This is a genomic window from Azospirillum sp. P4_B5 (assembly GCF_056402275.1).
Genome location: NZ_JBFUHT010000042.1, coordinates 20445 through 44054, shown reverse-complemented (window position 1 = coordinate 44054; position 23610 = coordinate 20445). Strand labels below are relative to the sequence as shown.

Sequence of the window (23610 nt, the reverse complement as noted above, 5' to 3'; positions counted from 1 at the left end):
GTCGAGCGCGCGCCCTTCCGCCGCTTCTGATCGTCAAGTCATTTCGACGTTGCCTCCTCTCAGCTTCCCGCAAGCCCCACCCCAACCGTTCTCCGCTGTCGGCGCAGATCCCCAGCGCAAGTTCATGGATTGCGCGAAGCTTCGCGGGGAGAAGGTTGGGAAGGGGGCAAGGACTCAGCGCCCCAGCCCCTCCCACGCGGCGTGGGATTCGGCGGGTGGGGACAGGTACAGGCTGGGCACCCAGCCGTCCGGAATCGGGACGGTCGCCGCGTGGGTCCGGTTGTGGGCTAACAGCTTCGGCAGGACGTGGGTGTGCGGACCCTCCGGGCTGCGGCCGTCGGGCGGCGGAATCGGCTGGCTGACCTCGATCCGCCCGAAGGGGCCGATGAAGACACGGTCGGGGCTGAGCGCCGGCAGGTCGGGCGGCAAAGGGTTGCCCGGCGCCAGCAGCTCCGTCCCGACCACCGCGCGGAGGCGGGCGATGGTGGCGGGATCGGCGCTGCGCACGCAGACGTCGGTCTGGAAGACCTCCAGCCCGAGGTCGAACAGCAGGGCGCCGCGGTCCGCTTCGGCGATGGCCTCGCGGTCGGGACCCAGCTCGGTCACCACGCCGCGCCGGTTCATGGCGCCGACGTGACGGGGCAGGCAGAGGGCCACGGCGAGGCCGCCGTTGCGCGTCCGGTAGGGTACCGGGCGGATGGCCGGGACGGGGCGGAGGCGCAGCCCGCCGCGGGCGGTCCGCGCCTCCAGCTCCGGGCCGTCGCCGCGCAGGACGACGGGTTCGTCCGGGTCGCGGATGAACTCCGCGATGGCGCCGAACGCGCCGAGGCTCCAGCCGGTGGCCGGATCGTTCAGCGCGTCGCGCAGCAGGGAAGACAGGTCGCTCATCGGGTCGTCTCCGGATTTGGCGTCGAGGATGGCAGGGTGTGCCAAGGAAGCAGGAAGGGCTCGCCGCCGGTCTCGCCACGGTGGGCGGCGATGCCGTAGGCGGCGCGCAGGGTGTCGTCGGTCAGCACTTTGTCGGGCGGCCCGTCGGCCAGCACGCCGCCGTCCGACAGAAGGATCAGCCGGTCGCAGAAGCGGGCGGCCAGGGTCAGGTCGTGCAGCACCGCCACCACGCCGCTCCACTGGCGGGCGGCGTCGCGCAGCAGTGCCATGCAGGCGAGCTGATGACCGGGGTCGAGCGCGGCGACCGGCTCGTCGGCCAGCAGCACGGGCGCCTCGGTCGCCAGGGCGCGGGCCAGCAGGACGCGCATCCGCTCGCCCCCCGACAGGGTGCCGACGATCCGCCCGCGCAGGTGCGCGGCGTCGGCGGTGGACAGCGCCCGCTCCACCGCCGCGCGGTCCGCCGCGGTGACCCCGCCCAGCGGGCCACGGTGGGGCAGGCGGCCCAGCAGGACCAGCGCCTCGGCGCGCAGCGGCCAGTGCACCGGGCCGCTCTGCGGCAGATAGGCGATGGCGCGGGCGAGCGTCCGGCGTCCGACCTGCGCGGCGGACCTCCCGTCGAAGGTGACGCGGCCCGCCGCCGGCTCGGCGAGACCGGCGAGGAGGCGCAGCAGGGTCGTCTTGCCGGCGCCGTTCGGGCCGATCAGCCCGGTGAAGGCGCCGGGCTCGATGGCGAGATGGACGTCCGTCAGGATCGTCCGCCCGCCGGCTTTGGCGGACAGGCCGTGGGTTTCGATGCGCATCACGCCTCCTCCCGCCGCAGCCGGGCGATCAGGGCGATCAGGAAGGGCGCGCCGATCAGGGCGGTGACCACGCCCAGCTTCAGTTCGGGCCGCGTCGGCAGCAGCCGGACCGCGATGTCCGCGGCCAGAGTCAGGCACGCCCCGGCCAGACCGGCCAGCAGCAGCAGCCGTCCGGGCCGCGCCCCGGCCAGCGGGCGCATCAGGTGCGGCGCCACCAGCCCGACGAAGCCCACGGCGCCGGTGACCGACACCGCGCTGCCCACCGCCAGCGCCGCCCCGGCGATCAGCCGGACGCGCAGACCGGTGAGGTCGAAGCCCAGGCTGCGCGCCGCGTCCTCCCCCAGGGTCAGCGCGTCGAGCGCGCGGGCGCCGGACAGGCAGAGCACCCAGCCCGCCAGCATCGGCGGCAGGACGAGCCAGAGCTGGTCGGTGCCGCGGTCGGCCAGCGACCCCATCAGCCAGAACACGATCTCCAGCGCCGCGTAGGGGTTGGGGGCGAGGTTGAGGGCCAGCGCGGTCAGCGACCCGGCAAGGCTGTTGATGGCGATGCCGCTGATGACCAGCGTGGCCGTTCCGGCCCCCCGCGCCGCCATCAGGTTCAGCAAAATTGCAGTGGAGGCGGCTCCCGCCATGCCGCCCAGCGGCAGGGCGAGCGACAGCGCGGCGGACAGGCCGCTGTAGAAGACGATCACCGCGCCCAGCGCCGCGGCGCTCGACACGCCGAGCAGCCCCGGCTCGGCCAGCGGGTTGCGCAGCCAACCCTGCATCGCCGCGCCGGTCAGCCCCAGGCTGAAGCCGACCAGCAGGCCGAGCAGGGCGCGCGGCAGGCGCAGCTCGGCCAGCACCAGCGCGCCCAGGGTGGGGCGCCCGGCGAGCCAGTCGGACAAAGCGGCGCCCAGGTCGAACGGCACATAGCCGACCGCCGCCGACACCGCGCAGAGCGCCAGTGCCAGACCCATCAGCCCGCCGACCAGGGCGGGGTAGGGGATGCGGGACTCCCGGCTCATGGCACGGCCTCCCGCGCGGCGGCCAGCCGCTCCGCGGCCTCGGCGATCTGCGGGCCGGGGCAGGTCCACAGGCGGGTTGGCAGCGACAGGGTGCGGACCTGACGTTTCAAGGCCTTCAGGGCCGGGTGGTGCAGCAGGGCGCCGGCCAGCGACGGCGGGGCGTCGGGCGCGGCGTCGACGATCAGCACGTCCGCGCCGCCCAGAATGATGGCCTCCAGCGGCAGGGCGCCCTGGCTGCCCAGCGGCAGGCGGTCGGCCATGTTCTCCAGCCCGGCGCGGGCCAGGAGTTCGTCGACCAGCGACCCGGACCCGGCGACGAAGCCGTTGGGCCGGAGCACCACCGCCGTCGGGCGTGGTCCCAGCGGCGCGGGGGGCAGGGCGTCGAGGCGGGCGAACAGGTCGGCGACCAGCGCCTCCCCCCGGTCCGGCTCGCCGACGGCGCGGGCGAGGCCGCGGATCTGCTCCGCCACCCCGTCCACGCTCTGCGGGACGTCCAGCTCCAGCAGCGGCGCGCCCAGACGGCTCAGCAGCCCGACCGCGACCCGCGTGGTGTAGCGCCCAGCGACGATCAGGTCGGGGCGCAGGGGCAGGATCTCCTCCGCCATCCCATGGTTGACCGGCACCCGCGCCGCCAGATCCGCCACCGTGGAGGCGCGGGGATCGCGCGCCAGCCACGTCACCGCGGCGAGGCGCTCCGGCCCGACGAGCCGCAACAGCAGCTCGTCGGCGCAGAGATTCAGGGAGACGATGCGCTGCGGCTTGTCGGGCGGCGCCTCCCACGCCGCCGCCGGCCCTCCCGCACACAGCAGGAGGGCGGCGGCCAGCCAGAGAAGGGTCCGCCTCACAGCGACAGCCGCAGCCCGAGATACCCGGCCCGGCCCGGCGCGCCGTAGGTCCAGACCTCCTGATACTGGCGGTCGAACAGGTTCTCCACCCGCCCGAAGAGTTCGACCCCCTGGGACAGCGCGTAGGAGCCGGCCAGATTGACCAGCGTGTAGGGCGCGAGGCTCACGACCTGCCGGTTGTAGAAGGGATCGTAGGCCCAGTCGCTTGATCGCCCGTTGTAGACTACGCCGAGGTTGGCGTTCGCCCGGTCCTCCAGGAAGCGGTGGTTGACGGTCAGGCTGGCGAGCTGCTTGGGCCGTCGCACCAGCTCCGCACCCGTGGAATCTTCGCCGTCGGTCCAGCTGTAGGAGCCGCGGACGGTCAGCCGGTCCAGCGGCTCCACCGACAGGCCAAGCTCGAAGCCGCGGACGCGGGACTCGCCCGGCATGTTGACGGAGGTCCGCCCGGTGCCGGTGATGAGGTCGCGGATGCGCTGGTCGAACCACGTGCCGTCCACGGAGGCCTGCGAGCCCCACAGCGCCTGATCGAAGCCGGCGTCCCAGCCGCGCGCCCGTTCCGGCTTCAGGGTCGGGTTGCCGGCGTAGGTGGCGGTGTAGCCGTACAGCTCGAACAGGGTGGGGCTCTTGACGCCGGTGCCGTAGGAAGCGCGCAGCTTCGTCCCGCTCTCTTCGATCAGATAGGCCGCCGTGGTGCGCCATGTGGTGGCGTCGCGGAACAGGTCGTTCCCGTCGTGGCGGACGCTGCCGGTCAGGGTCAGCCGGTCGAACAGGCCCAGCTTGTACTGGCCCACCAGCCCGGTGGAGCCGATGGAGCGGTCGAAGCTGGAGAAGCTGCTGCGGCTGATCGCCTTGTCCTCCTCATGCTCCACGGCGGCGGTCAGCACATGGTCGGCGGGGCCGCTGTTCAGCGTCAGGTTGGTCTGGTAGTCGGCCTTGGTCTTGCGCCCATCGTAGCGGCTGGTCACCGTCTTGGCGTCGTCGCGGTAATCGCGCTGCTGGCGGCCATGGGTCAGGCCGACGATGTGCTCCCACTTTCCGTCGAAAAGGGCGATCTTGCCCTGGAGGCGCCCGAAATACTGCTCCCCGGCGGTGCTGGTCCCGTCATCGACGGCGCCGCGCCCGCCGACGAAGCCGTCGGTGTCGGTGCGGAAGCGGGTGTAGCGGCCGGTCACGGCGATCTCGCTGCGCTCGGTCGGGCGGACGGCGGCGTTTCCGGTCAGCGTGCCGTTGCGGTAGCCGTCCTTCTCCGGGTTGCCGAGCCGCTTGTCGGCGACCGACACGCCGTCGCTGGTGACGCCCTGGCCACTGAGAAATAGGTCGTAACGGTCGGTCCCCGTGCCGAAGGAGGCCCGCCCGGCGGCGGTGCCGAAGGACCCGCCCTCGACGGCGGCGCGGATTTTGGGGGCGCCCGCGCCGCGGCGGGTCACGATGTTGACGACGCCGCCGACCGCGTCGGAGCCGTAGAGCGCGCTCTGCGGGCCGCGCAGCACCTCGACGCGCTCGACGTCGCCGGCCAGCAGGTTGGCGAAATCGTATTCGGAACCGGCGGCGGGATCGTTCACCTCGATCCCGTCGATCAGGACGAGCGTCTGGTTGCCCTCCGATCCGCGGATGCGCAGTTGGGTCAGGGTGCCCATCGGGCCGCCGCGGTTGACGGCGACGCCGGGCACCGCGCGCAGCGCGTCGGACAGCAGGCGGGTCTGGCGCTGCTCCAGCTCCTCGCGGGTGATGACGGTGAGGGCGCTGCCGGTTTCCTCGGCGGCGGTGGGGACGCGGTTGGCGGTCACCGAGACCGGCGGAAGCGTCGTGATGGCGGTGGAATCGGCGAAGGCCGATGCGGGGAACGCCGACACGGGAAGGACAAGGCTTCCCAGAAGGGCGGCGAAGGACGCCGTCCGGTGAAGGCGGGGAACGCGGACACTCATTGAGACCTCGGGCGGGACGCCGGTGGCACGTCACCGCGAACGAAGTCCCACCGGACGCTCCGCGAACGGACTCCCGGTTCGACGACCTTCGGTGCACCCCGCCCGAACGTGTTCGCGTGTGACCACGACTGACGGCAGGTCTCCTGGCTCGCGGGTTATCGTCGGCCCATCGCCTTCCCAGGATCGCGATCCCAGTGGCATTCCGATGGACGACTCGCCGCTTACAGTTGCGGGGGCAGCCCCGGCGTAGAACCCTCGCACGGCGAATCGCCGCGGGGTCCGCACCGTGTTCCCATTTTCAGCCCTTTCGGGCAACCGTCGGGTGCGAAGCTACGCGGGCGGAACGGCTCCGGTCAAGCCGCATTCCGCCGATACGCCGATCACGGTCCGCGAAGGGCGCGCCACCCTCTTGTCGCCGGGCCGGGGTCTGACTACATGACGGTTGAGGTCCGGGCCCCTCTGGCAGCGTCGCCCGGCGCTGTGATGTCGGACTTCCCATTGAGCCGTCGCCTTGGCGCGGCCTTGCGGAAGCTGGCCCTATCCTCCCCCCTGGGTCCCGCTCCCCCACAAGGTCCACCGCCGGACGACGGCACCCGACGGGCCTTTGGGAGACATCGACATGGACCGCGCCACACCAGCATCCTGACCGACCGCCACGTCTCCACGGCAAACGATGGAGACGGGTGTCCTGACGCGCCGCGGCCGAGCCGTCGCGTGCGTTTTTCCGTCGGCCGCAGACCTTGCGGTCGAGATTCCAGTCCGGGCCCCTCTGGCCGATGCGTCCCGCCGTGGCGCATCGGTGATGTCGGACTGCTCATGTGACGATCGAAGTCTCCGCTTGCGGGAGCGGAGTGCATGAAGCAAGGGACAGTTCCATGGACCAGATCGTTTTAATGTGGGCCGGCTTCGCCGTCTTCGTTGCCGTGCTTTTGGCCTTTGATCTTGGTGTATTTTCCAAGAAATCCCATGTGATCTCCGGCCGCGAGGCGCTGATGCGTTGCGCGGCCTATTCCACGCTGGCGATGATTTTCGCGGCCGGCGTCTTTCATTTTCAGGGCTCCGAGAAGGGGCTGGAGTTCCTGACCGGCTACCTGATCGAATACAGCCTGAGCGTCGACAACATCTTCGTCATTGCGCTGATCTTCACGCATTTCGCGGTGCCGCCGCAGTACCAGCACCGGGTGCTGTTCTGGGGCATCCTGGGCGCGCTGGTGATGCGCGGCGTGCTGATCGTGGCGGGCACGGCGCTGATCCAGGAATTCCACTGGATCATCTACATCTTCGGCGCCTTCCTGATCTTCAGCGGCATCAAGATGCTGATGTCGGTGGACGACGAGCCGGACATGGAGAACAACCGGATCGTCAAGTTCGTCCGCTCCCGCTTCCGCATGACCGACGGCTACGAGGGGCAGAAGTTCTTCGTGATGCGCGACGGCGTGCGGATGATGACGCCGCTGTTCCTCGTGCTGATCCTGATCGAGTTCACCGATCTGGTCTTCGCCGTGGACTCCATCCCGGCGGTCTTCTCGGTGACCACCGACCCGTTCATCGTCTGGACCTCCAACGTCTTCGCCATCCTCGGCCTGCGCGCCCTCTACTTCGCGCTGGCCTCGATCATCCACCGTTTCCATTACCTGAAATACGGCCTGTCGCTGGTTCTGGTGGTGGTCGGCGCCAAGATGATGATGGTGGACATCTACAAGATGCCGACGGCGGTGGCGCTGGGCATCACGGCCTTCCTGGTCGGCGGTTCCATTGTCTTCTCGATGCTGAAGACCCGTGCGGATGCGGCTCCGGATGGCGCGGACGCTGAGGCCCGCCGCTGGTGGGTGCCCGGCAGCCCGGCGAAGGGTGCCGGCGGTTCCACTCCGGCTTCCTCCAGCGAGGCGGCCGCCGTTCCCTCGGACGGCAAGGGCCAGTAAGGCGTGCGGCAAGGGGGTGGATCCGGTCCAGTGGATCGGTCCCACCCCTCCCCGGAAAGGAAGCCGGGACATTCGCTTGGCTTTGCGGTCGTGAACCGCTCGCCACCATGACGACGCCCTCCCCTTGATCGACGCGTCATCACTCCCATTTACCATCCCAGTGGATGGTGATGGGATGGCGAAACGATGTCAGAGAACGCCCGCGATCAGAAGCCGAAGGTTGGGGACAGCGAGAAGATCACGATCAACCTCGGCTATGTCGACCTCGGCCACATCGATCTCCTGGTGCAGGAAGGGTTCTACGCGAACCGCACCGACCTCATCCGCACCGCCATCCGCAACCAGATCGACCGCCATGGCGACGCCTTGCGGCAGGCCGTGACGCGCAAACGCGTCGATCTCGGCCTGCGCCACTACAGCCGCGGCGATCTGGAGGCGGCGCGGGATGCCGGAGAGATGCTCGACATCCGTGTCCTCGGCTTGGCCACGATCGCCCAGGACGTCACCCCCGACCTCGCCCGCGCCACCATCGCGTCGATCGCCGTGCTGGGGGCGCTGCACGCCAGCAGCGCCGTCAAGGCGGCCCTTGCGGACCGCATGCGCTGAGGGCGCAGGCCGCATTCCTGAAAGACGACGGACGGGACCTTCCCGCTTGCCCCGTCCGAGCCCAGAAAGCTCCCGACATGACCGACCGTGTCCCCGCCGGAATGGCCGAGGCGCTGCGCCTCACCCGAGCCGGCGACCTCACCGGGGCGACCGCCCTCGTTCAACGCCTGCTGCGAGGGGAGTCCGCGGCACCTCCCGGCGCCGGCCCGACCATCATCGACGTCGAGCCGCTTCGGGTGGACGCCTCGCCGGACATCCCGGATGCGCCGCCACGCCGCGCCACGGCCTTCGAGCCCGCCGACGCCTTCAAGCCCGGCAGCGCCTTTAAGCCCGGCAGCGCCTTTGCAGGCCGGTTCCATTCCGGACCGCGCGCCGGCCTGGGCGAAACCCTGCGCGGCCTCGCCGCCCGCGCCATGCCGGCGGGCCTCGACCTCGGGGTGGGCGGCCTCGCCCGTCCGGCCGCCGATCCGCTGCCGGACGGCGCCTCCTTCACGACGGCGTCCTACGAAAACGCGGCCGGAACGCGCTCCTATAAGCTCTATGTTCCGGCCAACCGTCGCGACGGCCGGCCGCTTCCCCTGGTGGTGATGCTGCATGGCTGCACCCAGTCGCCGGACGACTTCGCCGCCGGCACCCGCATGAACCGTCTGGCGGAGGAGCATGGCTGTCTGGTCGTCTACCCGGAGCAGCCGTCCTCGGCCAACGCCCAAAGGTGCTGGAACTGGTTCAACCCCGCCGACCAGCGGCGCGGCGACGGCGAGCCCTCGCTGATCGCGGGCATCACCAAGCGGGTCATGAGCGACCATGCCGTCGACGCCGACCGCGTGTTCGTCGCGGGCCTGTCGGCCGGCGGTGCGGCGGCGGTCATCATGGGAGCGGCTTATCCCGACCTCTATGCCGCCGTCGGGGTGCATTCCGGCCTTCCCCAAGGCGCCGCCCACGACATTCCCTCCGCTTTCGCGGCCATGCGCCAGGGAGGTGGAGCGGTGGGGCGGCCCTCCGCCCGCCCGGTGCCGACCATCGTCTTTCACGGCGATCGGGACAGCACGGTTCATCCCCGCAACGGCGACGACGTCATCGCGCAATCCGGGGCGGGCGCGGCCGGGCTGCGGACGACGGTGGAGCATGGCCAGGTGCCGGGCGGGCATGGCTACAGCCGCCGCGTCCACACCGACGCTTCCGGCCTTGCGCTGTGCGAGCAATGGACGATCCAGGGCGCCGGGCACGCCTGGGCGGGAGGCAGCCCGGCCGGCTCCTACACCGATCCGCGCGGGCCGGACGCGTCACGGGAGATGCTGCGCTTCTTCCTCGATACCCCGCGGGGCCGGTCGTCCGGGCCGTAACTCCCGCCGGGCTGGGCTTCTCGTGTTCCGCGGGAAGCCCGCGAGCCGCCGTTCAGGGCGTTCGCCGGCCATGCGTCCGGAAGAAGCCGTTCAGCGCATCGAACGGTTCGGCCTCGTCGAGGGCGTCGAAGCGCCCGTGGTCGGCCAGCATGCGGGCCGCCCGCAGGAAGCCGCCCCAGGCGGCGCGGTTGAGCCCGCTGCCCAGGCTGATGCGTCGCACGCCCAAGGCGGCGATCTGCTCCACCGACAGGCCGATCGGGGACGAAACCAGCAGGTTGAGTGGTTTCGGATGGACGGCGTCGACCGCCGCCTTGATGACGTCCGGGGTCCGCAAGCCCGGCGCGTAGAGGACATCCGCTCCCGCTGCGGCGTAGGCCGGCAAGCGACGCAACGCCTCCTCGACGGCCGCCGGGTGATTCACCAGCAGGGACTCGCAACGTGCGGTCAGGAGGACTCCGGTTCCCCGCAACGCCTCCGCCGCGGCGGCCACCCGCTCGACGGCATGGTGGACGTCGTACAGCGGCTTCGCGGGGTCGCCCGTGGCGTCCTCGATCGACAGGCCCGCCACGCCGGTGTCGGCGCAGAGACGCACGTTGCGCGCCAGACCCTCGCAGTCATGGGCATAGCCGGACTCGAAATCGGCGTTCACCGGCAGGTCGGTTGCCCCGACCATGTCGGCGATGTGGGCCAGCATGTCGCCGCAGGGCACCGCCCAATCGGCGTCGGGAAGCCCCCGCGCGAAGGCGAAGCCCGCCGAGGTGGTGGCCAACGCGCGGAACCCGAGATGCTTCAGCATCGCAGCGCTTCCGACGTCCCACGGATTGGGAATGACGAAGCAGCCGGTCCGGTGAAGGTCGGCGAAGGCAGCGCGGGCTTGGCGGTGATCGGTCATCACAGATTCCCTCCTGGGCGAGACAAGAGCGCGGACATCCGCAAGGGCCCGGGCCGGCGGCCCCCTGCAACACCGCCCCGGCGCTCACAAATCCGGCGGGGTGCGGGCCGGCAGATGCAGGGTCGCCAAGGTGCCGCCCCCGGCGCGCGAGGCGATGGTGAAGGATCCGCCCAGCCGGTCCGACACCAGATTGTCCACGATGTTCAGGCCGAGCCCGACCGAGCCGGTGCCGCGGCGGGTGGTGAAGAAGGGCTCCAGGATGCGCCCGGCGGTCCCGTCGGCAAGTCCGGCCCCGTCATCGGCGACCGACAGCAGGATCTTGTCCGGCCCGGCCGCCGCCGCCGCGACCGTCACCAGCCCGCTCCGCCCCGCCGGAAAGGCGTGCTCCAGCGCGTTGCGGACGAGCTGCTCCAGGATCGCGGACAGGATCGCCGGGTTGCTGACCATGCGCAGGTCGGCGGGGCAGTCCACCGCCATGCGGTGCCCCAACGGCTCCCACTGCGGGCGCAGGCTCTCCGTCACCTGTTCGAGGAAGGGCTTCAGCGCGATGGTCTGGCGCAGCCCGCCATGGTCCGCCGCCACTCCCTTGAAGCAGCGCACGATCTCCCCGGCGCGGGCGATGGTGCCGGACAGAAGGGCGGCCAGTTCCCCGGCGCTAGCCAGGAAGCGCTCCAGCTCGGCACGGCGGAGCTGGTTGGCGGCCAGCCGCTCCGTCATCGCGGCGACCCGGTCGCCGAGGTGGGACGCGCTGCCCAGCGCCACGCCGATGGGCGTGTTGATCTCGTGGGCCACGCCGGCGACCATCTGGCGCAGCGCCGCCATCTTCTCGCGCTGGGCCTGGGCCAGCTTGCGCGTGCGCTCGCGGACCAGCGCCTCCAGATGCTCGTTCTCGTCCTTCAGGCTGCGGTTGGCCCGGCGCAGCGACAGGTGGGTGGCGACGCGGGCGCGCACGATGGCCGGGCTGAAGGGCTTGGTCACGTAATCGACGGCGCCGGTCTCCAGCCCGAAGGCCTCCTCCTCCGGGCTGGACAGGGAGGTGATGAAGATCACCGGGACGTCGGCGGTGGCCGGGTCGGTCTTCAGCAGCCGGCACACCGCGTAGCCGTCCAGCCCCGGCATCATCACGTCGAGCAGCACCAGCTCCGGCGGGTCGGCGGAGGCCAGCTCCAGCGCGCGGCGGCCGGAGGTCGCGAAGCGCACCTCGTGCCGGTCCTCCAGCACGCTGGCGAGCGCGCGGATGTTGGCCGTGTCGTCATCGACGATCAGAATGTGACCACCGCTCACGGCGTCGTCTCCCGGTCCCGTTCCCTGTTGCATGCGGCGGTGAGCCGTTCCAGCGCCGCGCGGGCGGCGGCGAAGTCCAACGCTTCCACGGCCCGCCCGACCTTGTCCACCGCCTCGTCATGGCCGCGCCCGGCCAGCAGGCCGCGCAGAGCGGCGAAGCGGGCCGCCGCCGACAGGCTGCCGCTGCGCAACGCCTCCTCCAGTGAATGCAGCGCCTCCTCCAGCCCTTTCGGGCTGACCAGAGGAACCATCGGGATTTCCGGCACGACCTCCACGGCCATCTCCGCGGCGCGCAGCGTTTCCGCCGAGTCCAACGCAGGGCCGAGGGCGGCGGACAGGGCGGCCGCGAGCCCCGGCATCGCCTCCCACCGTTCCTCGCGCGCCGCCAGTTCCAGCGCCGCGGCGGCGGCACTGGCGGCCATCGCGCCGACCGTTCCGGCGCTGCCGCGCAGCCCGTGGGCGAAGCGTTCCAGCGCCGGCCCGTCTCCCGCCCTGCGCAAGTGTTCCAGCCGGACCGGCGCGTCGCCGTAGCGGTCGAGGAAGTCGAGGATCGCCCGGCGCAGCGTGCGCACCCGCCCGTTCATCCGCGCCAGCGCCGGGGCGAGGTCGAATCCCTCCAACGAGTCGGGAAGCCCGGCATCCGTCTCTACGAACTCGGCAACCGGCAAAGCCTCCCGCCGCCCGAACGGCTTCAGCCGGCGGTTCAGAACGGCGACGAGTCGGTGCGGCTCCACCGGTTTGGCGATGTGGTCGTCCATCCCAGCGTCCAGACAACGCCGCCGCTCCTCCTCCAGGGCGTGGGCGGTCATGGCGATGATCGGCAGGCGGTCGGGGCCGCACTGGCGGCGGATCGCCCGCGCCACCGCGAAGCCGTCCATGTCCGGCATCTGGACGTCGGTCAGCAGCGCGGCGTAGCCCGCCCCCGGCTCCAGCGCCAGCCGCACCGCCTCCCCGCCGCTGCCGACCGCGGTGACGGCCAGCCCGGCGTCCTCCAGCAACTCCCGCGCGACCAGCCGGTTCACGGCGTTGTCGTCGGCGACCAGCACGCGCAGGCCGCGCAGCGGCTCGTCCACCTGCAAGCCCGCAAGCCCTGGATCGGCCAGGGCGGGCAGCGCCGCGGTGGCGCCGTTCTGCACGCCGACCGCGACCGTGAAGCGGAAGGTGCTGCCCAGGCCGGGCGCACTGTCCACGGCGATGCCGCCGCCCATCATGACGGCCAGCCGCCGGCTGATCGCCAATCCCAGCCCGGTCCCGCCATAGCGCCGGGTGGTCGAGCTGTCGGCCTGGGCAAAGGGCTGGAACAGGCGGGCGACCTGCTCCGCCGTCATGCCGATGCCGGTGTCGCGCACGGCGAAGCGCAGCTCGGCCTCCCCCTCCCCGGCCATCCGCGGCGCGGCGGTCACACCGAGGACCACGCTGCCGCTCTCGGTGAACTTCACCGCGTTGTTGACGAGGTTGAGGAGCACCTGCCCCAGCCGCAGCGGGTCGCCCAGCAGGGCGGTCGGCACGTCCGGGGCGACCTCCAGCCGCAGGGCCAGCCCCTTTTCCTCGGCGGACAGGGCGGCGGTGCCGGCCACCATGTCGAGCACGGCCGACAGGTCGAAGGGCACGCGCTCCAGCGTCAGCATGCCCGCCTCGATCTTCGAGACATCGAGGATGTCGTTGATGATGCCGAGCAGCGCGGTGGCCGAGGCGCGGATGCGCGTCAGGTAGCCGCGCTGGCGCGGCGGCGGCCCGGCGCGCAGGGCGAGGTGGCTGAGCCCCAGGATGGCGTTCATCGGCGTGCGAATCTCGTGGCTCATGTTCGCCAGGAAATCGCCCTTGGCGCGCGACGCCTCCTCGGCGCGGTGGCGGGCCTCCTCCACCTGCTGCTGGCGGCGCGCGATCTCGTCGAGGAAGTGGCGGATCGAGCGCGAGATGGTGGCGATCTCGTCGGTGCCGCCGTCGGGCAGCGGCGTCTCCCGCCCCTCGACCCGGTCGAGCACCGCGTCGTTCAGCCGGACCAGACGCAGGGTCAGGAAGCGGCGCAGGTACAGATACACGCCGAGCGCCACCAGGAAGCCCAGCGCCCCCAGCCCGACCAGGATGCGGTTCTGCGTCGCGGCCAGCTCGGACAGGCCGTCCGCCTCCCCCGCCGCCGCCGCGTTGATCCGTTCGAACAACGCGTGGGAGATCTTCACGACCTCCTCGACCATCACCAGCACCTGGTTGGTCAGCGCCTTGCTGCGGGCGATGGCCGCCTGCCGCTCCATCAGGCTGGGCAGCAGGCCGGTGGGGCCGAGCAGCGCCGCCTCCAGCCGCCGGTGCAGGGCGGCGAAGCGGTCCGCCTGCTCCGGCGGCAGCCCGGCGTGGAGCGCCGGCAGGGCCGACAGCGCCGCCGCCGCGTCCCGCTGGGCGCGCGCGATCTCGCGTTGGAAACGGCTGTTGCCGGCGTGGGTGCTTTCGTTCAACACGCGGTTGACCGTGTTGGTCCAGGCGGTCAGCGGCCCCAGCCGGTCCGGCGGCAGCGTCGGCAGCACGGCGGCGACCAGAGCGCCGGCCTCCGCCGACAGGCGACGGGTCTCGTCAAGCGCATCGTCGCTCCGCGCCGCCGCGTCGATGCGCTCGGCAACCAGCCGGTCGAGGTCCGCCAACGTCGGGACCAGCGTCCCCAGCACACCGGCCAGCGTGGCGCCGCCCTCGATGTCCGACAAGGCCTGGGCCGACCGGGTGACCGCCGTCAGGTTGGCCGTCAGCTCGGCCAGGGTGACCCGCCGTTCGGGATGGCTGGTCGCACCGCCCAGCCGGGTCGCCTGCGACAGCACCTGCTGCAGGCCACCGTTCAGCACCGCCCCGGTGGTGATGCGCGGCAACGCCCCGTTGGACAGGTCCGACAGGGCGTGCCGGAATTGCGCGAGGTCGTAGAGCGCCGTACCTGACACGCCCAGCAGCACACCCACCATCACCAGCAGGCCCAGCCCGACGCGCCGCCCGACGCCGCCCCGGAAGGGGGCGCGCAGGATCGGCGCGGTCGAGGCTGGCTCCGTCGTCATCGACGCTCGGTGATGCGGCCGTCGAGGCGGGGTGACACCGTCCCGCGGTCGGTCAGGTGCTGGGCCATGATCTCCCACAGCAGCTTGCCGCCGGCCCCGGAGGAGGAGGCGCCCGGCGACTTCAGCATGCCGTAGCCGTCGCCGCCCTGGGCCAGATAGTTGGGCAGCGCCACCGAATAGCCGGCGTTCGGGTCGAGCGGCTTGCCGCCCACCGTGACGGAGACGACGCGGCTGCCCGCCGGCTGCTTCAGGTCGTAGACCACCGCCATGTTGGAGGGGTGGAGGAAGCTGCCCTTCTGGTTGTCCACCCCGGCGGCGCTGACCTCCAGCGCCTCGCGCAGGGCCTTGCCGGGCAGGGTCACGGCGATGATGGTGTCGCGGAAGGGCAGTTCGCGCTGGATGTCGCGGCGGGTCAGCATGGTCCCCGCCTCGTACTGGCGGTTGCCGCGGATGTTGCCGCCGTTGATGAAGGCCACGTCGGTGTTGAAATGGCCGCGCATGGCGTCGGCGATCAGCGAGGCGAAGGCGTTCTCGCCGGTGCGTATCGCGGCGCGGCGGGTGTCGAGCGGGGTCGCCGTCGTCCCGATGTTGATGTCCAGCAGTTCCGACAGCCGGGCCAGATAGACGCCGACCCGCTTTTCCATCACGGCGTCCGGCGACAGCCCGGCGAGCGGCACGATGTCGGCGCCGGCCAGCGCGGGCGGCGCCTTGCCGTCGCCGTCCAGCCGCAGGACGAAGGCCGATCCCTTCACGTTGACGTGGACGCCGAAGACTTTTCCTGTATTGGCCTCCAGCACGTCCTTGCCGGTGGCGGAAAGTTGGAGCAGCGCGTCGATGGCGGGCTCGCCGCGCAGCGCCTCCACCGCCTCCGGGGCGTTGTCCAGGATGGCGACCACATAGTCGGCGCCCTGGGCGCGCAGGGCGCGGGCCTCCGCGGCGATCGAGGCGGGCGGGCGCACCTCGATGTCCGGCACGATGTACTGCACCGTCAGTTCCGGCGAGATCGCCGAGACCACGCCGACTTTGCCCACCGGCGTCTCGAGCAGGGCCGACGGCTCCAGCCCCTCCATCACCGTGCCGGTGTTGCGGTCGATGGTGGTGGCGCTGACGAAGGGAAAGCGCGCCTCGTAGCTGCGCAGCGTCAGCTCGTCCTTGCCGAAGCCGAGGTCGCGCTTGGTCACCGCCATCATGTCGGGCTGAAGCTCGTTCAGCAGGTCGATCATGTGGGCGCCGCGATCGAAGGTGGACAGGACGCCCGCGGTCAGGGACGCGCCGCCGTGCAGGAAGAGGGTGTTGCCCTCCGCCCGCTTGGTGCGCAGCAGCGTGGCGAGGTTGGCGAGGCCGCCCTCGCCCTCCACCGGCTCGATGTCGGCCATCGTCGAGGTGAAGACGATCGACAGCTCCGCCGCCGACGCGACCGGCGCGACGGCGCCGAGCGCCGCGACGGCGCAGGCGCCCAGGACGGCACGCCAGCCGGAAAAACGCCCCACCCCACCATTGCCGCGCTTCGGCATGGATACCCCCTCCGGCCACCCCTGTTTCTTCAGGATGGTTCTTCCCGTATTCGGGTGGGGGAGTTCAAGGCATATCCATGCATGCCGGGGAACATTCCGGTGACAAAACCCCCTGTCAGAACAAGGACAAGAGGAACGGCCGGGTCAGGCCGCCTCGTCCCGCCAGGGGTAGGCCAGCGGAACCTCGCGGAAGGCGAAGCGGTCGAGATGGCGCTCCAAGGCCCCCTTCAGGGCGGCGAGGTGCTCCGCGGAACTGGCGTCCAACCGGCAGTCCAGCGCGTCCGGCCCGGCCTGGAGCGTCAGGGTGGCATCACCCGGCCAATCGGCACCGCGGGCGTTGTGCGGGAAGACGACGCTCCCCGCCTCCGCCGTGTACTCCACCGTCAGATTGTGCGCCCAGTGCTTGCAGAGCTGCTGGAGATAGCGGCTGCCGTTCGGGGTCGGAACGCGGACGCTGCTGGCGTGTCTCATGATGATCCTTCTGTTTGGTACCGGTGATTCAGGCCGGTGATTCAGGCCGGTGATTCAGGGAAGACGTTCGATGCGCTGGGCCGCCTCGTCGATGATCGAGACGGCGGCGTGCACCGTGTCGGCATCGACGCCCTCGCGCCCCAGCCGGTGCATCAGCACAGCGCGCAGATTTTCCATGGCGCGGCGGATCGGAGCGCCGTCGGTGTGGGCCCGTCGGGTCGCCAGGGCGGCGAGGCGGGCGAACAGGGCGTCGACGGTGGCCGCGTCCTGGGCGAGCTGGGCGGTGCCCTCCGGAGTCACGGCGAAGGGCTTGCGCGCACCCTCGGCGTCGGCCTTGGCGATGTGGCCCATCTCCTCCAGCAGCGACAGGGTCGGGTAGATCACGCCGGGGCTGGGCACGTAACCGCCGCCGGTCAGCTCCTCGACGGCGCGGATCAGGTCGTAGCCGTGCCGCGGCTCGTCGGCGATCAGCTTCAGAAGGACCAGCCGCAGTTCCGACGCCTCGAAGACGCCGCGCCGACCGCCGCGGCCGCCCCGCCGCTCGTGACGCTCATGGCCCCAGCCGCCCTCGGCGGCGTGACGGGGACCGCCACCATGGGGACCATCGCCGTGTGAGCCGGGATGATGGCGGCGCATCCGGCCGCAGAAGGGATTAGGGAAAAACCTCATGACAGGGGCTCCACTATGTTTCGATAGGTTCTAGATATATCGCGACCTATCGAATGACAAGCCTCGACCGCACCGTTTCCCCTCCCCCACCCCAGGAGAGGAGGTCGACATTCTTGAGCCACACCCGTCAAGCATACTGCGAATGCGAGCGATTCGCATTGACGATTCGCCGCAATCGGGACCACAGTGCGCCCGCCCTTCCGGCATAGGCCGTCCCGGTGAAGTTGAAGGAGATTCAAGGATGAAGCTGACCCGACGCCACGCCCTCGCCATGACCGCCGCCGTGGTCGGCCTCGCCGCCCTGGCGCCCGTTCCGGGCCGCGCCCAGGACATGACGGTGCGGCACGCGCAGGGCGAAACCCGGCTTCCCCCGAAGCTCGACCCCGTCCTGGTCTTCGACATGACCGCGCTGGACACGCTCGACGCGCTGGGCGTCGCGATCGCCGGGGTGCCCACGGGGCTGAAGCCGCCGCACCTCGCCAAGTATGACGGCCCGTCCTACGCGAAGATCGGCACGCTGTTCGAGCCGGACTACGAGGCGGTGAACGCCGCCGAGCCCGGCCTGATCATCGCCGGGGGCCGCTCCGCCCCGAAATACGCCGAGTTGTCGCGCATCGCGCCGACGCTCGACATGACGACCGACCAGACCGACTTCCTGGCCAGCTCCATCGCCAACGCCGAGACGCTGGGCCGCATCTTCGGCAAGACCGCCCTGGTCAAGCAGAAGCTGGACCGGCTGCGCGCCTCCATCGCCGAGTTGAAGGCGACCGCGGCAAACGCCGGCAAGGGCCTGTTGGTCCTGACCACCGGCGGCAAGATGAGCGCCTACGGGCCGGGGTCGCGCTTCGGCATCCTGCACACGGAGTTCGGCATCCAGCCCGCCGCCCCCGATCTGAAGGTCGCCAACCATGGGCAGGCCATCTCCTTCGAATTCATCCTGGAGACCAACCCGGACTGGCTGTTCGTGATCGACCGCGACGCCGCCATCGGGCAGAACGGCAAGCCGGCCCGGCAGTTCCTCGACAACGACATCGTCCGCCGCACCACCGCCTGGCAGAAGAATCAGGTCGTCTATCTGAACGGCGGCAACTGGTACATCGTCGGCGGCGGGCTGCAGGCGCTCCAGCAGGACGTGGACGATCTCCTGGCGGCGCTGTCCGGAAAGTCCTGATCCGTGAAGCCCCTGCCAATCGCCACACTCCCGCTGGCGACCGTGGGCATCGGCCTGCTGGCCGTCTGGAGCCTGTTCGTCGGCGTCAGCGACGTCAGCCTCGCGACGCTGTTCGGCGGCGCCCCGGACCAGGCCGCGCAGGTCCTGCTGGTCAGCCGCCTGCCCCGGACGCTGGCCCTGATCCTGGCCGGGGCCGCCATGGCGGTGTCCGGCCTGCTCCTCCAGATGCTGGTGCGCAACCGCTTCGTGGAGCCCTCCACCGCCGGGACCGCGGAGTCGGCCATCTTCGGCATGATGATGGTCTCGCTGCTGGCGCCGGAGATGCCGGTGTTCGGGCGGATGGCCGTCGCCAGCCTGTGCGCCCTGGCCGGGACGGGGCTGTTCCTGGCGATCCTGCGGCAGGTGCCGCTGCGCTCGCCATTGGTGGTGCCGCTGGTCGGCATCATGCTGGGCGGGGTCATCACGGCGATGACGGAGTTCGTCGCCTACCGCCAGGACCTGATCCAATCGGTGCGCGGCTGGGAGATGGGGGACTTCTCCGCCATCCTGCTCGGCCGCTACGAGCTGCTGTGGCTCAGCGCCGTCCTGACCGGCGTCGCCTATCTGGCGGCCGACCGCTTCACCGTCGCCGGGATGGGGCGAGACGTCGCCACCAACCTGGGCATCGACCACCGCAAGGTGATGGCGCTGGGGCTGGTCATCGTGTCGATGACCACCGCTGCGGTGATCGCGACCTGCGGCATGATCCCCTTCCTGGGGCTGATCGTTCCCAACGTCGTCAGCCTCGTCCGCGGCGACAACATGCGCGGGTCCCTGCCCTGGGTCGCGCTGATGGGGGCCGGGCTGGTGCTGGCCTGCGACATCGCCGGGCGGCTGGTGATCCATCCCTACGAAATCCCGATCGGAACGATGATGGGGGTCATCGGCAGCGCCCTGTTCCTCTATCTCCTGCTGCGGAGGAACGGCCATGCCGGCTGACCGCCGCCTGTCGCCGATGGTCGTCCTGGGCGGCCTGTCGGCGCTCACCCTGCTGTCCATCGCGCTGTACATGACGCTGGGCGCGCGCGGCCGCTGGGATTTCATCCTGGCCTTCCGCGGCACCAAGATCGCGGCGATGGTGCTGGTCGGCTACGCCATCGCGGTGTCGACGGTGCTGTTCCAGACCATCACGAACAACCGCATCCTCACCCCGTCGGTGATGGGCTTCGACTATCTCTACCGGCTGATCCAGACCGGGCTGGTGTTCCAGTTCGGCAGCGGCCTTGTCGCGACGCTCGACCCGCGCCTGCGCTTCGGCGTCGAGGTGGCGTCGATGGTCGTCTTCTCCGGCCTGCTCTACTGGTGGCTGTTCAACGGGGCGGGACGCGGCGACAACCGGCGCAGCCTGCATCTGCTGCTTCTGGTCGGCATCGTGTTCGGCGTGCTGTTCCGCAGCGTGACCAACTTCCTTCAGCGCATCATCGACCCCAACGCCTTCCTGACCGTGCAGGACCGGCTGTTCGCCAACTTCAACCGGGTGGACGTCGAGCTGCTGACGGTGTCGGCGCTGGTCGTGCTGGCGGTGTCGCTGGCGGGCTGGCGGTGGCGGCGCACCTTCGACGTGCTGGCGCTGGGGCGCGACGCCGCGATCAACCTCGGCGTGGAGCACCGGCGCGCGGTGATGGCGGTGCTGGTGATGGTGTCCATCCTGGTGTCGGTGTCCACGGCGCTGGTCGGACCGATCACCTTCTTCGGGCTGCTGGTTGCCAACCTCGCCTATCTGGTGGTCCGCTCGCACCGGCACGCGCTGATCCTGCCCGCCGCGGTGCTGCTCGCCGTGCTGACGCTGGTCGCCGGCCAGCTCGTGCTGGAGCGTGTGTTCGGCTACAACGCCGCGCTCAGCATCGTCATCGAGTTCGTGGGCGGTCTCGCCTTCCTGTTCATCCTGGTGCGGGGTTCGGCCCGATGATCGACGTCAAGAACATCACGAAACGCTACAACGGAACCGTCGTCGTCGACGGGGTGTCCCTGTCCCTGCCGGCGGGCGGGGTGATCTCGCTGATCGGGCCGAACGGGGCCGGCAAATCGACGCTGCTGTCGATCGTCAGCCGCCTGCTGCCGATGACCTCGGGCACGGTGACGGTCGACGGCCTGGACGTGACCACGACCCCCGGCGAGGTGCTGGCCCGCCGCCTGTCCATCCTGCGCCAGGACAACCAGATCATGTCGCGCCTGACGGTGGAGGACCTCGTCGCCTTCGGCCGCTACCCGCACAGCAAGGGCCGCCTGACCGAAGCCGACCGCGAGCACATCGCCAAGGCGCTGCGCTATCTGGACCTGGAGCCGCTGTCCGGCCGCTTCCTGGACGAGCTGTCGGGCGGCCAGCGCCAGCGCGCCTTCATCGCCATGGTGCTGTGCCAGGACACCGAATACATCCTGCTCGACGAGCCGCTGAACAACCTCGACGTCAAGCACGCTGTGGCGATGATGAAGCTGTTCCGCCGCACCGCCGACGAATTCGGCAAGACCATCGTGCTGGTGCTTCACGACATCAACTTCGCCTCATGCTATTCCGACCGCATCGTCGCGATGCGCGACGGCCGGGTGGTGCACCAGGGGCCGCCGGAGGTCATCATCACGCCCGACGTCATCCGCGACGTCTACGGCGTCGAGGCCCAGGTGATGGAGAACGCCGGCCAGCGCATCGCGCTGTACTACCAATAGAGTCTTTTAGAGGCGCGGCGGGTCGAAGATCACCGAACGGTCGATGTCGGCCAGCCGCGCCCGTCCGCTCAGCGCCATGGCGACCTCCAGCTCGGTCTGCAGGATGGTCAGCATGTGGACCACCCCCGCCATGCCGCCGACCGCCAGGGCGTGCAGCACCGGCTGGCCCACCAGAACGGCGTCGGCGCCCAGCGCAAGCGCCTTCAGGATGTCGGTGCCGCGCCGGATGCCGCCGTCCGCCAGGATGGGCAGGCGGCCCGCCGCGCGGGCGGCGACCAGCGGCAGCACCTCCGCCACCGCGGGCAGCGTGTCGAGCGTCCGCCCGCCATGGTTCGACACGATGATGCCCGCCGCCCCCGCCTTGATGGCGAGGTAGACGTCGTCGGGGTTCATGATGCCCTTCAGCAGCACCGGCAGTCGCGTCTCGGCGCACAGCCAACGCACCGTGTCCCAGGTGGCCGCGGCGTGCAGCATGCCCTGGAAGACCGGGCTGCCGGGCCGCGACGGCGTGAACCCGTCCGGCGCCAGATCGGCCAGATTGACCGGCGCGATGCCTTCGGGAAGCCGGAAGCCGGCGCGCTGCTCGATGTTGCGCAGGCCGTTGACCGGAGCGTCGACCGTCAGCACCAGCGCGCGGTAACCCGCGGCCTCCGCCCGCCGCACCAGGGCCAGCGTGTCCTCGGGCCGCGGCTGGGTGTAGAGCTGGAACCACAACGGCCCGCCGGCCGCCGCCGCGATCTCCTCCAGCGTCACGCTGGACTGGGTGCTCACGGTCATCCAGGTGCCGGTGAGGCCGGCCGCCTGGGCGGTGGCCCGCTCGCCGTCGCGATGGACCAGCCGGTGGAAGGCCATCGGCGCGATCAGGATGGGATAGGGCATGGCCTGCCCGAACAGCGTCGTGGTGGCGCTGGCCTGCGACAGGTCGCGCAGCGCGCGCGGCATCAGGCGCATCCGGTCGTAGGCGTCGCGGTTGGCCTGCCGGGTGATGCCGTCCGCCCCGGTCCCCGCGATGTAGGCGCGGGTCGCCGCATCGACGCGGGCGGTGAAATGACGCTCGTAGTCGTAAAGCGAGACGGTGTCGGCGGGAACGCTCATCGTGGATGTCCTCAGGAAATGTCCTCCGCCAACTCGCACGCCCGTCGCGCCAGAGCGCGCAGGCGCGGGTCGGGCTGGCCGGCCAGGGCGGCGGCCATGCCGCGGTAAAAGTCGGGAAAACCGGTTTCCAGCGCCCGCGCGAACCACGCCAGCGCCTCCTCCGTCCGCCCGTCCTGGAGCAGCAGGCGAGCGTGGTTGAAGCGGCCCCAGCAATCCCCGCCCTCGGCGGCGGCCTGGAAGAGCCGGCGGGCGCCCGCCCCGTCCTCGGCCACCGCGCGCCCGGCCTCGTGGAACAGGCCCAGCATGTTCAGCGCCTTCACGTTGCCCTGGCGGGCGGCGGCGGCATAGAGCTGGTAGGCTTCGGCGTCGTCCGCCGGAACGCCCACGCCGCGGCAATGCAGGTCGGCCAGATTGAACAGCGCCCACGCATCGCCCAGCTCGGCGGCCCGCCGGTAGTAAGCGGCGGCCTGGACGGGGTCGGCGGGCACGCCCCAGCCGTGCTCGTGGCAGCGGCCCAGCATGTTCACGGCGCGGGCGTCGCCGCTGCGCGCGGCGATGCGGAACCACTCCACCGCCTGGGCCCGCGCGGCACCGCCGCGGTCGAGGCATTGCTGCCCCAGGGCGAGCTGCACGTCGATGATGCCCGGCCCTTCCGTCGAACAGGAAGCGATGCCGGCCATCACACCTCCGCCCAGCGCCGCAGCAGGTTGTGGTAGTGGTTCACCAGAGCCAGAACGGACGGGTGCTGGTCACCCAGCTCCCGGCGCAGGTCGATGATCGCGACGTCGAGGTCGTAGAGCATCGCCCGCAGCCCGTCGTCCTTGACCAGCGACTGGGTGAAGAAGAAGGAGGCCCAGCGCGAGCCGCGCGTCACCGGGGTCACCCGGTGCAGGCTGCTGGACGGATAGACCACCGCGTGCCCCGCCGGCAGCTTCACGCCCTTGGTGCCGTAGGTGTCCTCGACCACCAGATCGCCGCCGTCATACTCGCCGGGATCGCTGAGGAAGATCGTGGTGGAGACGTCGGCCCGCAGGCGCAGGCCGCCGGTGCCCGGAATGGCCCGGATGGCGTTGTCCACATGGTTGCCGTAGGTCATGTCCAGGTCGTAGCGGTTGAACATGGGCGGCAGGACGCGCAGCGGCAGAGCCGCGGAATTGAAGGCCGGGTTGCGGCCCAGCGCCTTCAGGATGACCACGCCCAGCTCGCGGGCGGTGTCGCTCTCCTCCGGGATCTGCAGGTTGTTCTTGGCCAGCACCGCCTGGGAACCCGCAGTGACGCGGCCATCGACCCAGGGCGACGCCTCCAGCACCGCGCGGCAGTGGGCGACCTCGTCGGCGGTCAGAACGTCGGGGATTTGCAGAAGCACAGGGAGGAATCCTTTTGCAGAAGAAGAAGGCCGGACCGGCCCCCGGAGGATGGTCCGGGAAGCGGTCCGGCCTGGCC

At 71.0% G+C, this 23610-nt stretch carries 21 protein-coding genes and 1 riboswitch; of the genes, 7 read left to right on the top strand and 14 right to left on the bottom strand.

The features are described 5' to 3' along the window. Positions 1 to 174: 174 nt before the first annotated feature. Genes AC1DVI_RS25525 through AC1DVI_RS25505 form a run of 5 tightly spaced genes read right to left on the bottom strand, consistent with a single transcriptional unit; the run spans position 175 to position 5465 of the window. Positions 175 to 888 carry a DUF6925 family protein gene (locus AC1DVI_RS25525; protein WP_476960358.1) on the bottom strand — a complete coding sequence of 238 codons (714 nt, stop codon included), beginning with the start codon at positions 886 to 888 and terminating at the stop codon, positions 175 to 177. Then, positions 885 to 1688 (bottom strand): ABC transporter ATP-binding protein, encoded by an 804-nt coding sequence (locus AC1DVI_RS25520; protein ID WP_476960357.1) that lies wholly within the window; start codon positions 1686 to 1688, stop codon positions 885 to 887. Before AC1DVI_RS25520 ends, AC1DVI_RS25525 begins: the two co-directional genes overlap by 4 nt. Then, the gene (locus AC1DVI_RS25515; RefSeq protein WP_476960356.1) at positions 1688 to 2695 is read right to left on the bottom strand and encodes a FecCD family ABC transporter permease; all 1008 of its coding nucleotides are present in this window, start codon (positions 2693 to 2695) and stop codon (positions 1688 to 1690) included. The genes AC1DVI_RS25520 and AC1DVI_RS25515 overlap by 1 nt, the downstream gene beginning before the upstream one ends. Continuing rightward, entirely contained in the window at positions 2692 to 3540 is an 849-nt protein-coding gene (locus AC1DVI_RS25510; RefSeq protein ID WP_476960355.1) for an ABC transporter substrate-binding protein, read from the bottom strand. The genes AC1DVI_RS25515 and AC1DVI_RS25510 overlap by 4 nt, the downstream gene beginning before the upstream one ends. Then, complete coding sequence (locus AC1DVI_RS25505) at positions 3537 to 5465, bottom strand: TonB-dependent receptor plug domain-containing protein (protein WP_476960354.1); 1929 nt, start codon at positions 5463 to 5465, stop codon at positions 3537 to 3539. Before AC1DVI_RS25505 ends, AC1DVI_RS25510 begins: the two co-directional genes overlap by 4 nt. Positions 5466 to 5581: 116 nt before the next feature. After that, positions 5582 to 5800: riboswitch (cobalamin riboswitch) on the bottom strand. Positions 5801 to 6340: 540 nt separating this feature from the next. On the opposite strand from AC1DVI_RS25505, the gene AC1DVI_RS25500 reads away from it, so the two are divergent. From AC1DVI_RS25500 to AC1DVI_RS25490, 3 genes are all read left to right on the top strand, one after another. Next, entirely contained in the window at positions 6341 to 7387 is a 1047-nt protein-coding gene (locus AC1DVI_RS25500) for a TerC family protein (protein WP_476960353.1), read from the top strand. Positions 7388 to 7573: 186 nt separating this feature from the next. Continuing rightward, positions 7574 to 7993, top strand: a complete 420-nt coding sequence (locus tag AC1DVI_RS25495; protein ID WP_149166523.1) for a CopG family transcriptional regulator — start codon at positions 7574 to 7576, stop codon at positions 7991 to 7993. Positions 7994 to 8070: 77 nt separating this feature from the next. After that, positions 8071 to 9336, top strand: coding sequence for an extracellular catalytic domain type 1 short-chain-length polyhydroxyalkanoate depolymerase (locus AC1DVI_RS25490; RefSeq protein WP_476960352.1), 1266 nt, complete (start codon positions 8071 to 8073; stop codon positions 9334 to 9336). A 52-nt stretch (positions 9337 to 9388) separates the two neighbouring features. Here the strand turns inward: AC1DVI_RS25490 and AC1DVI_RS25485 are convergent, their stop codons facing one another. The 6 genes from AC1DVI_RS25485 to AC1DVI_RS25460 form a co-directional block, all read right to left on the bottom strand. Then, positions 9389 to 10228: an isocitrate lyase/PEP mutase family protein gene (locus tag AC1DVI_RS25485; RefSeq protein WP_476960351.1), complete on the bottom strand. Its 840-nt coding sequence runs from the start codon at positions 10226 to 10228 to the stop codon at positions 9389 to 9391. Between the two features lie 84 nt (positions 10229 to 10312). After that, complete coding sequence (locus AC1DVI_RS25480; protein WP_476960350.1) at positions 10313 to 11512, bottom strand: sensor histidine kinase; 1200 nt, start codon at positions 11510 to 11512, stop codon at positions 10313 to 10315. Then, positions 11509 to 14544, bottom strand: a complete 3036-nt coding sequence (locus AC1DVI_RS25475) for an ATP-binding protein (protein WP_476960349.1) — start codon at positions 14542 to 14544, stop codon at positions 11509 to 11511. Before AC1DVI_RS25475 ends, AC1DVI_RS25480 begins: the two co-directional genes overlap by 4 nt. Continuing rightward, on the bottom strand, positions 14541 to 16058 hold the full coding sequence (locus tag AC1DVI_RS25470; protein WP_476960348.1) for a bifunctional metallophosphatase/5'-nucleotidase: 1518 nt from the start codon (positions 16056 to 16058) through the stop codon (positions 14541 to 14543). Before AC1DVI_RS25470 ends, AC1DVI_RS25475 begins: the two co-directional genes overlap by 4 nt. Before the next feature lie 144 nt (positions 16059 to 16202). Beyond that, on the bottom strand, positions 16203 to 16529 hold the full coding sequence (locus AC1DVI_RS25465) for a DUF2218 domain-containing protein (RefSeq protein ID WP_476960347.1): 327 nt from the start codon (positions 16527 to 16529) through the stop codon (positions 16203 to 16205). Between the two features lie 54 nt (positions 16530 to 16583). Then, complete coding sequence (locus AC1DVI_RS25460) at positions 16584 to 17198, bottom strand: PadR family transcriptional regulator (RefSeq protein ID WP_476960346.1); 615 nt, start codon at positions 17196 to 17198, stop codon at positions 16584 to 16586. 241 nt (positions 17199 to 17439) lie between these two features. Between AC1DVI_RS25460 and AC1DVI_RS25455 the strand changes: the two genes are divergently transcribed. From AC1DVI_RS25455 to AC1DVI_RS25440, 4 genes are read left to right on the top strand one after another with little or no spacing between them, the layout of a single operon-like run. Continuing rightward, complete coding sequence (locus AC1DVI_RS25455; RefSeq protein WP_476960345.1) at positions 17440 to 18369, top strand: siderophore ABC transporter substrate-binding protein; 930 nt, start codon at positions 17440 to 17442, stop codon at positions 18367 to 18369. Positions 18370 to 18372: 3 nt separating this feature from the next. Continuing rightward, positions 18373 to 19347, top strand: coding sequence for an ABC transporter permease (locus tag AC1DVI_RS25450; RefSeq protein ID WP_476960344.1), 975 nt, complete (start codon positions 18373 to 18375; stop codon positions 19345 to 19347). After that, positions 19337 to 20317, top strand: a complete 981-nt coding sequence (locus tag AC1DVI_RS25445) for an iron chelate uptake ABC transporter family permease subunit (protein ID WP_476960343.1) — start codon at positions 19337 to 19339, stop codon at positions 20315 to 20317. Before AC1DVI_RS25450 ends, AC1DVI_RS25445 begins: the two co-directional genes overlap by 11 nt. Further along, the gene (locus AC1DVI_RS25440) at positions 20314 to 21072 is read left to right on the top strand and encodes an iron ABC transporter ATP-binding protein (protein WP_476960342.1); all 759 of its coding nucleotides are present in this window, start codon (positions 20314 to 20316) and stop codon (positions 21070 to 21072) included. Before AC1DVI_RS25445 ends, AC1DVI_RS25440 begins: the two co-directional genes overlap by 4 nt. 6 nt (positions 21073 to 21078) lie before the next feature. On the opposite strand, the gene AC1DVI_RS25435 is transcribed toward AC1DVI_RS25440, so the two are convergent. The 3 genes from AC1DVI_RS25435 to AC1DVI_RS25425 are packed head-to-tail and all read right to left on the bottom strand — an operon-like array spanning position 21079 to position 23533. Then, a complete protein-coding gene (locus AC1DVI_RS25435; RefSeq protein WP_476960341.1) occupies positions 21079 to 22167 on the bottom strand; it encodes an alpha-hydroxy acid oxidase in 1089 nt (362 codons plus the stop codon). Positions 22168 to 22178: 11 nt separating this feature from the next. Then, positions 22179 to 22847, bottom strand: coding sequence for a tetratricopeptide repeat protein (locus AC1DVI_RS25430; RefSeq protein WP_476960340.1), 669 nt, complete (start codon positions 22845 to 22847; stop codon positions 22179 to 22181). After that, entirely contained in the window at positions 22847 to 23533 is a 687-nt protein-coding gene (locus tag AC1DVI_RS25425) for a Fe2+-dependent dioxygenase (RefSeq protein WP_349600638.1), read from the bottom strand. The genes AC1DVI_RS25430 and AC1DVI_RS25425 overlap by 1 nt, the downstream gene beginning before the upstream one ends. Positions 23534 to 23610 lie beyond the last annotated feature (77 nt).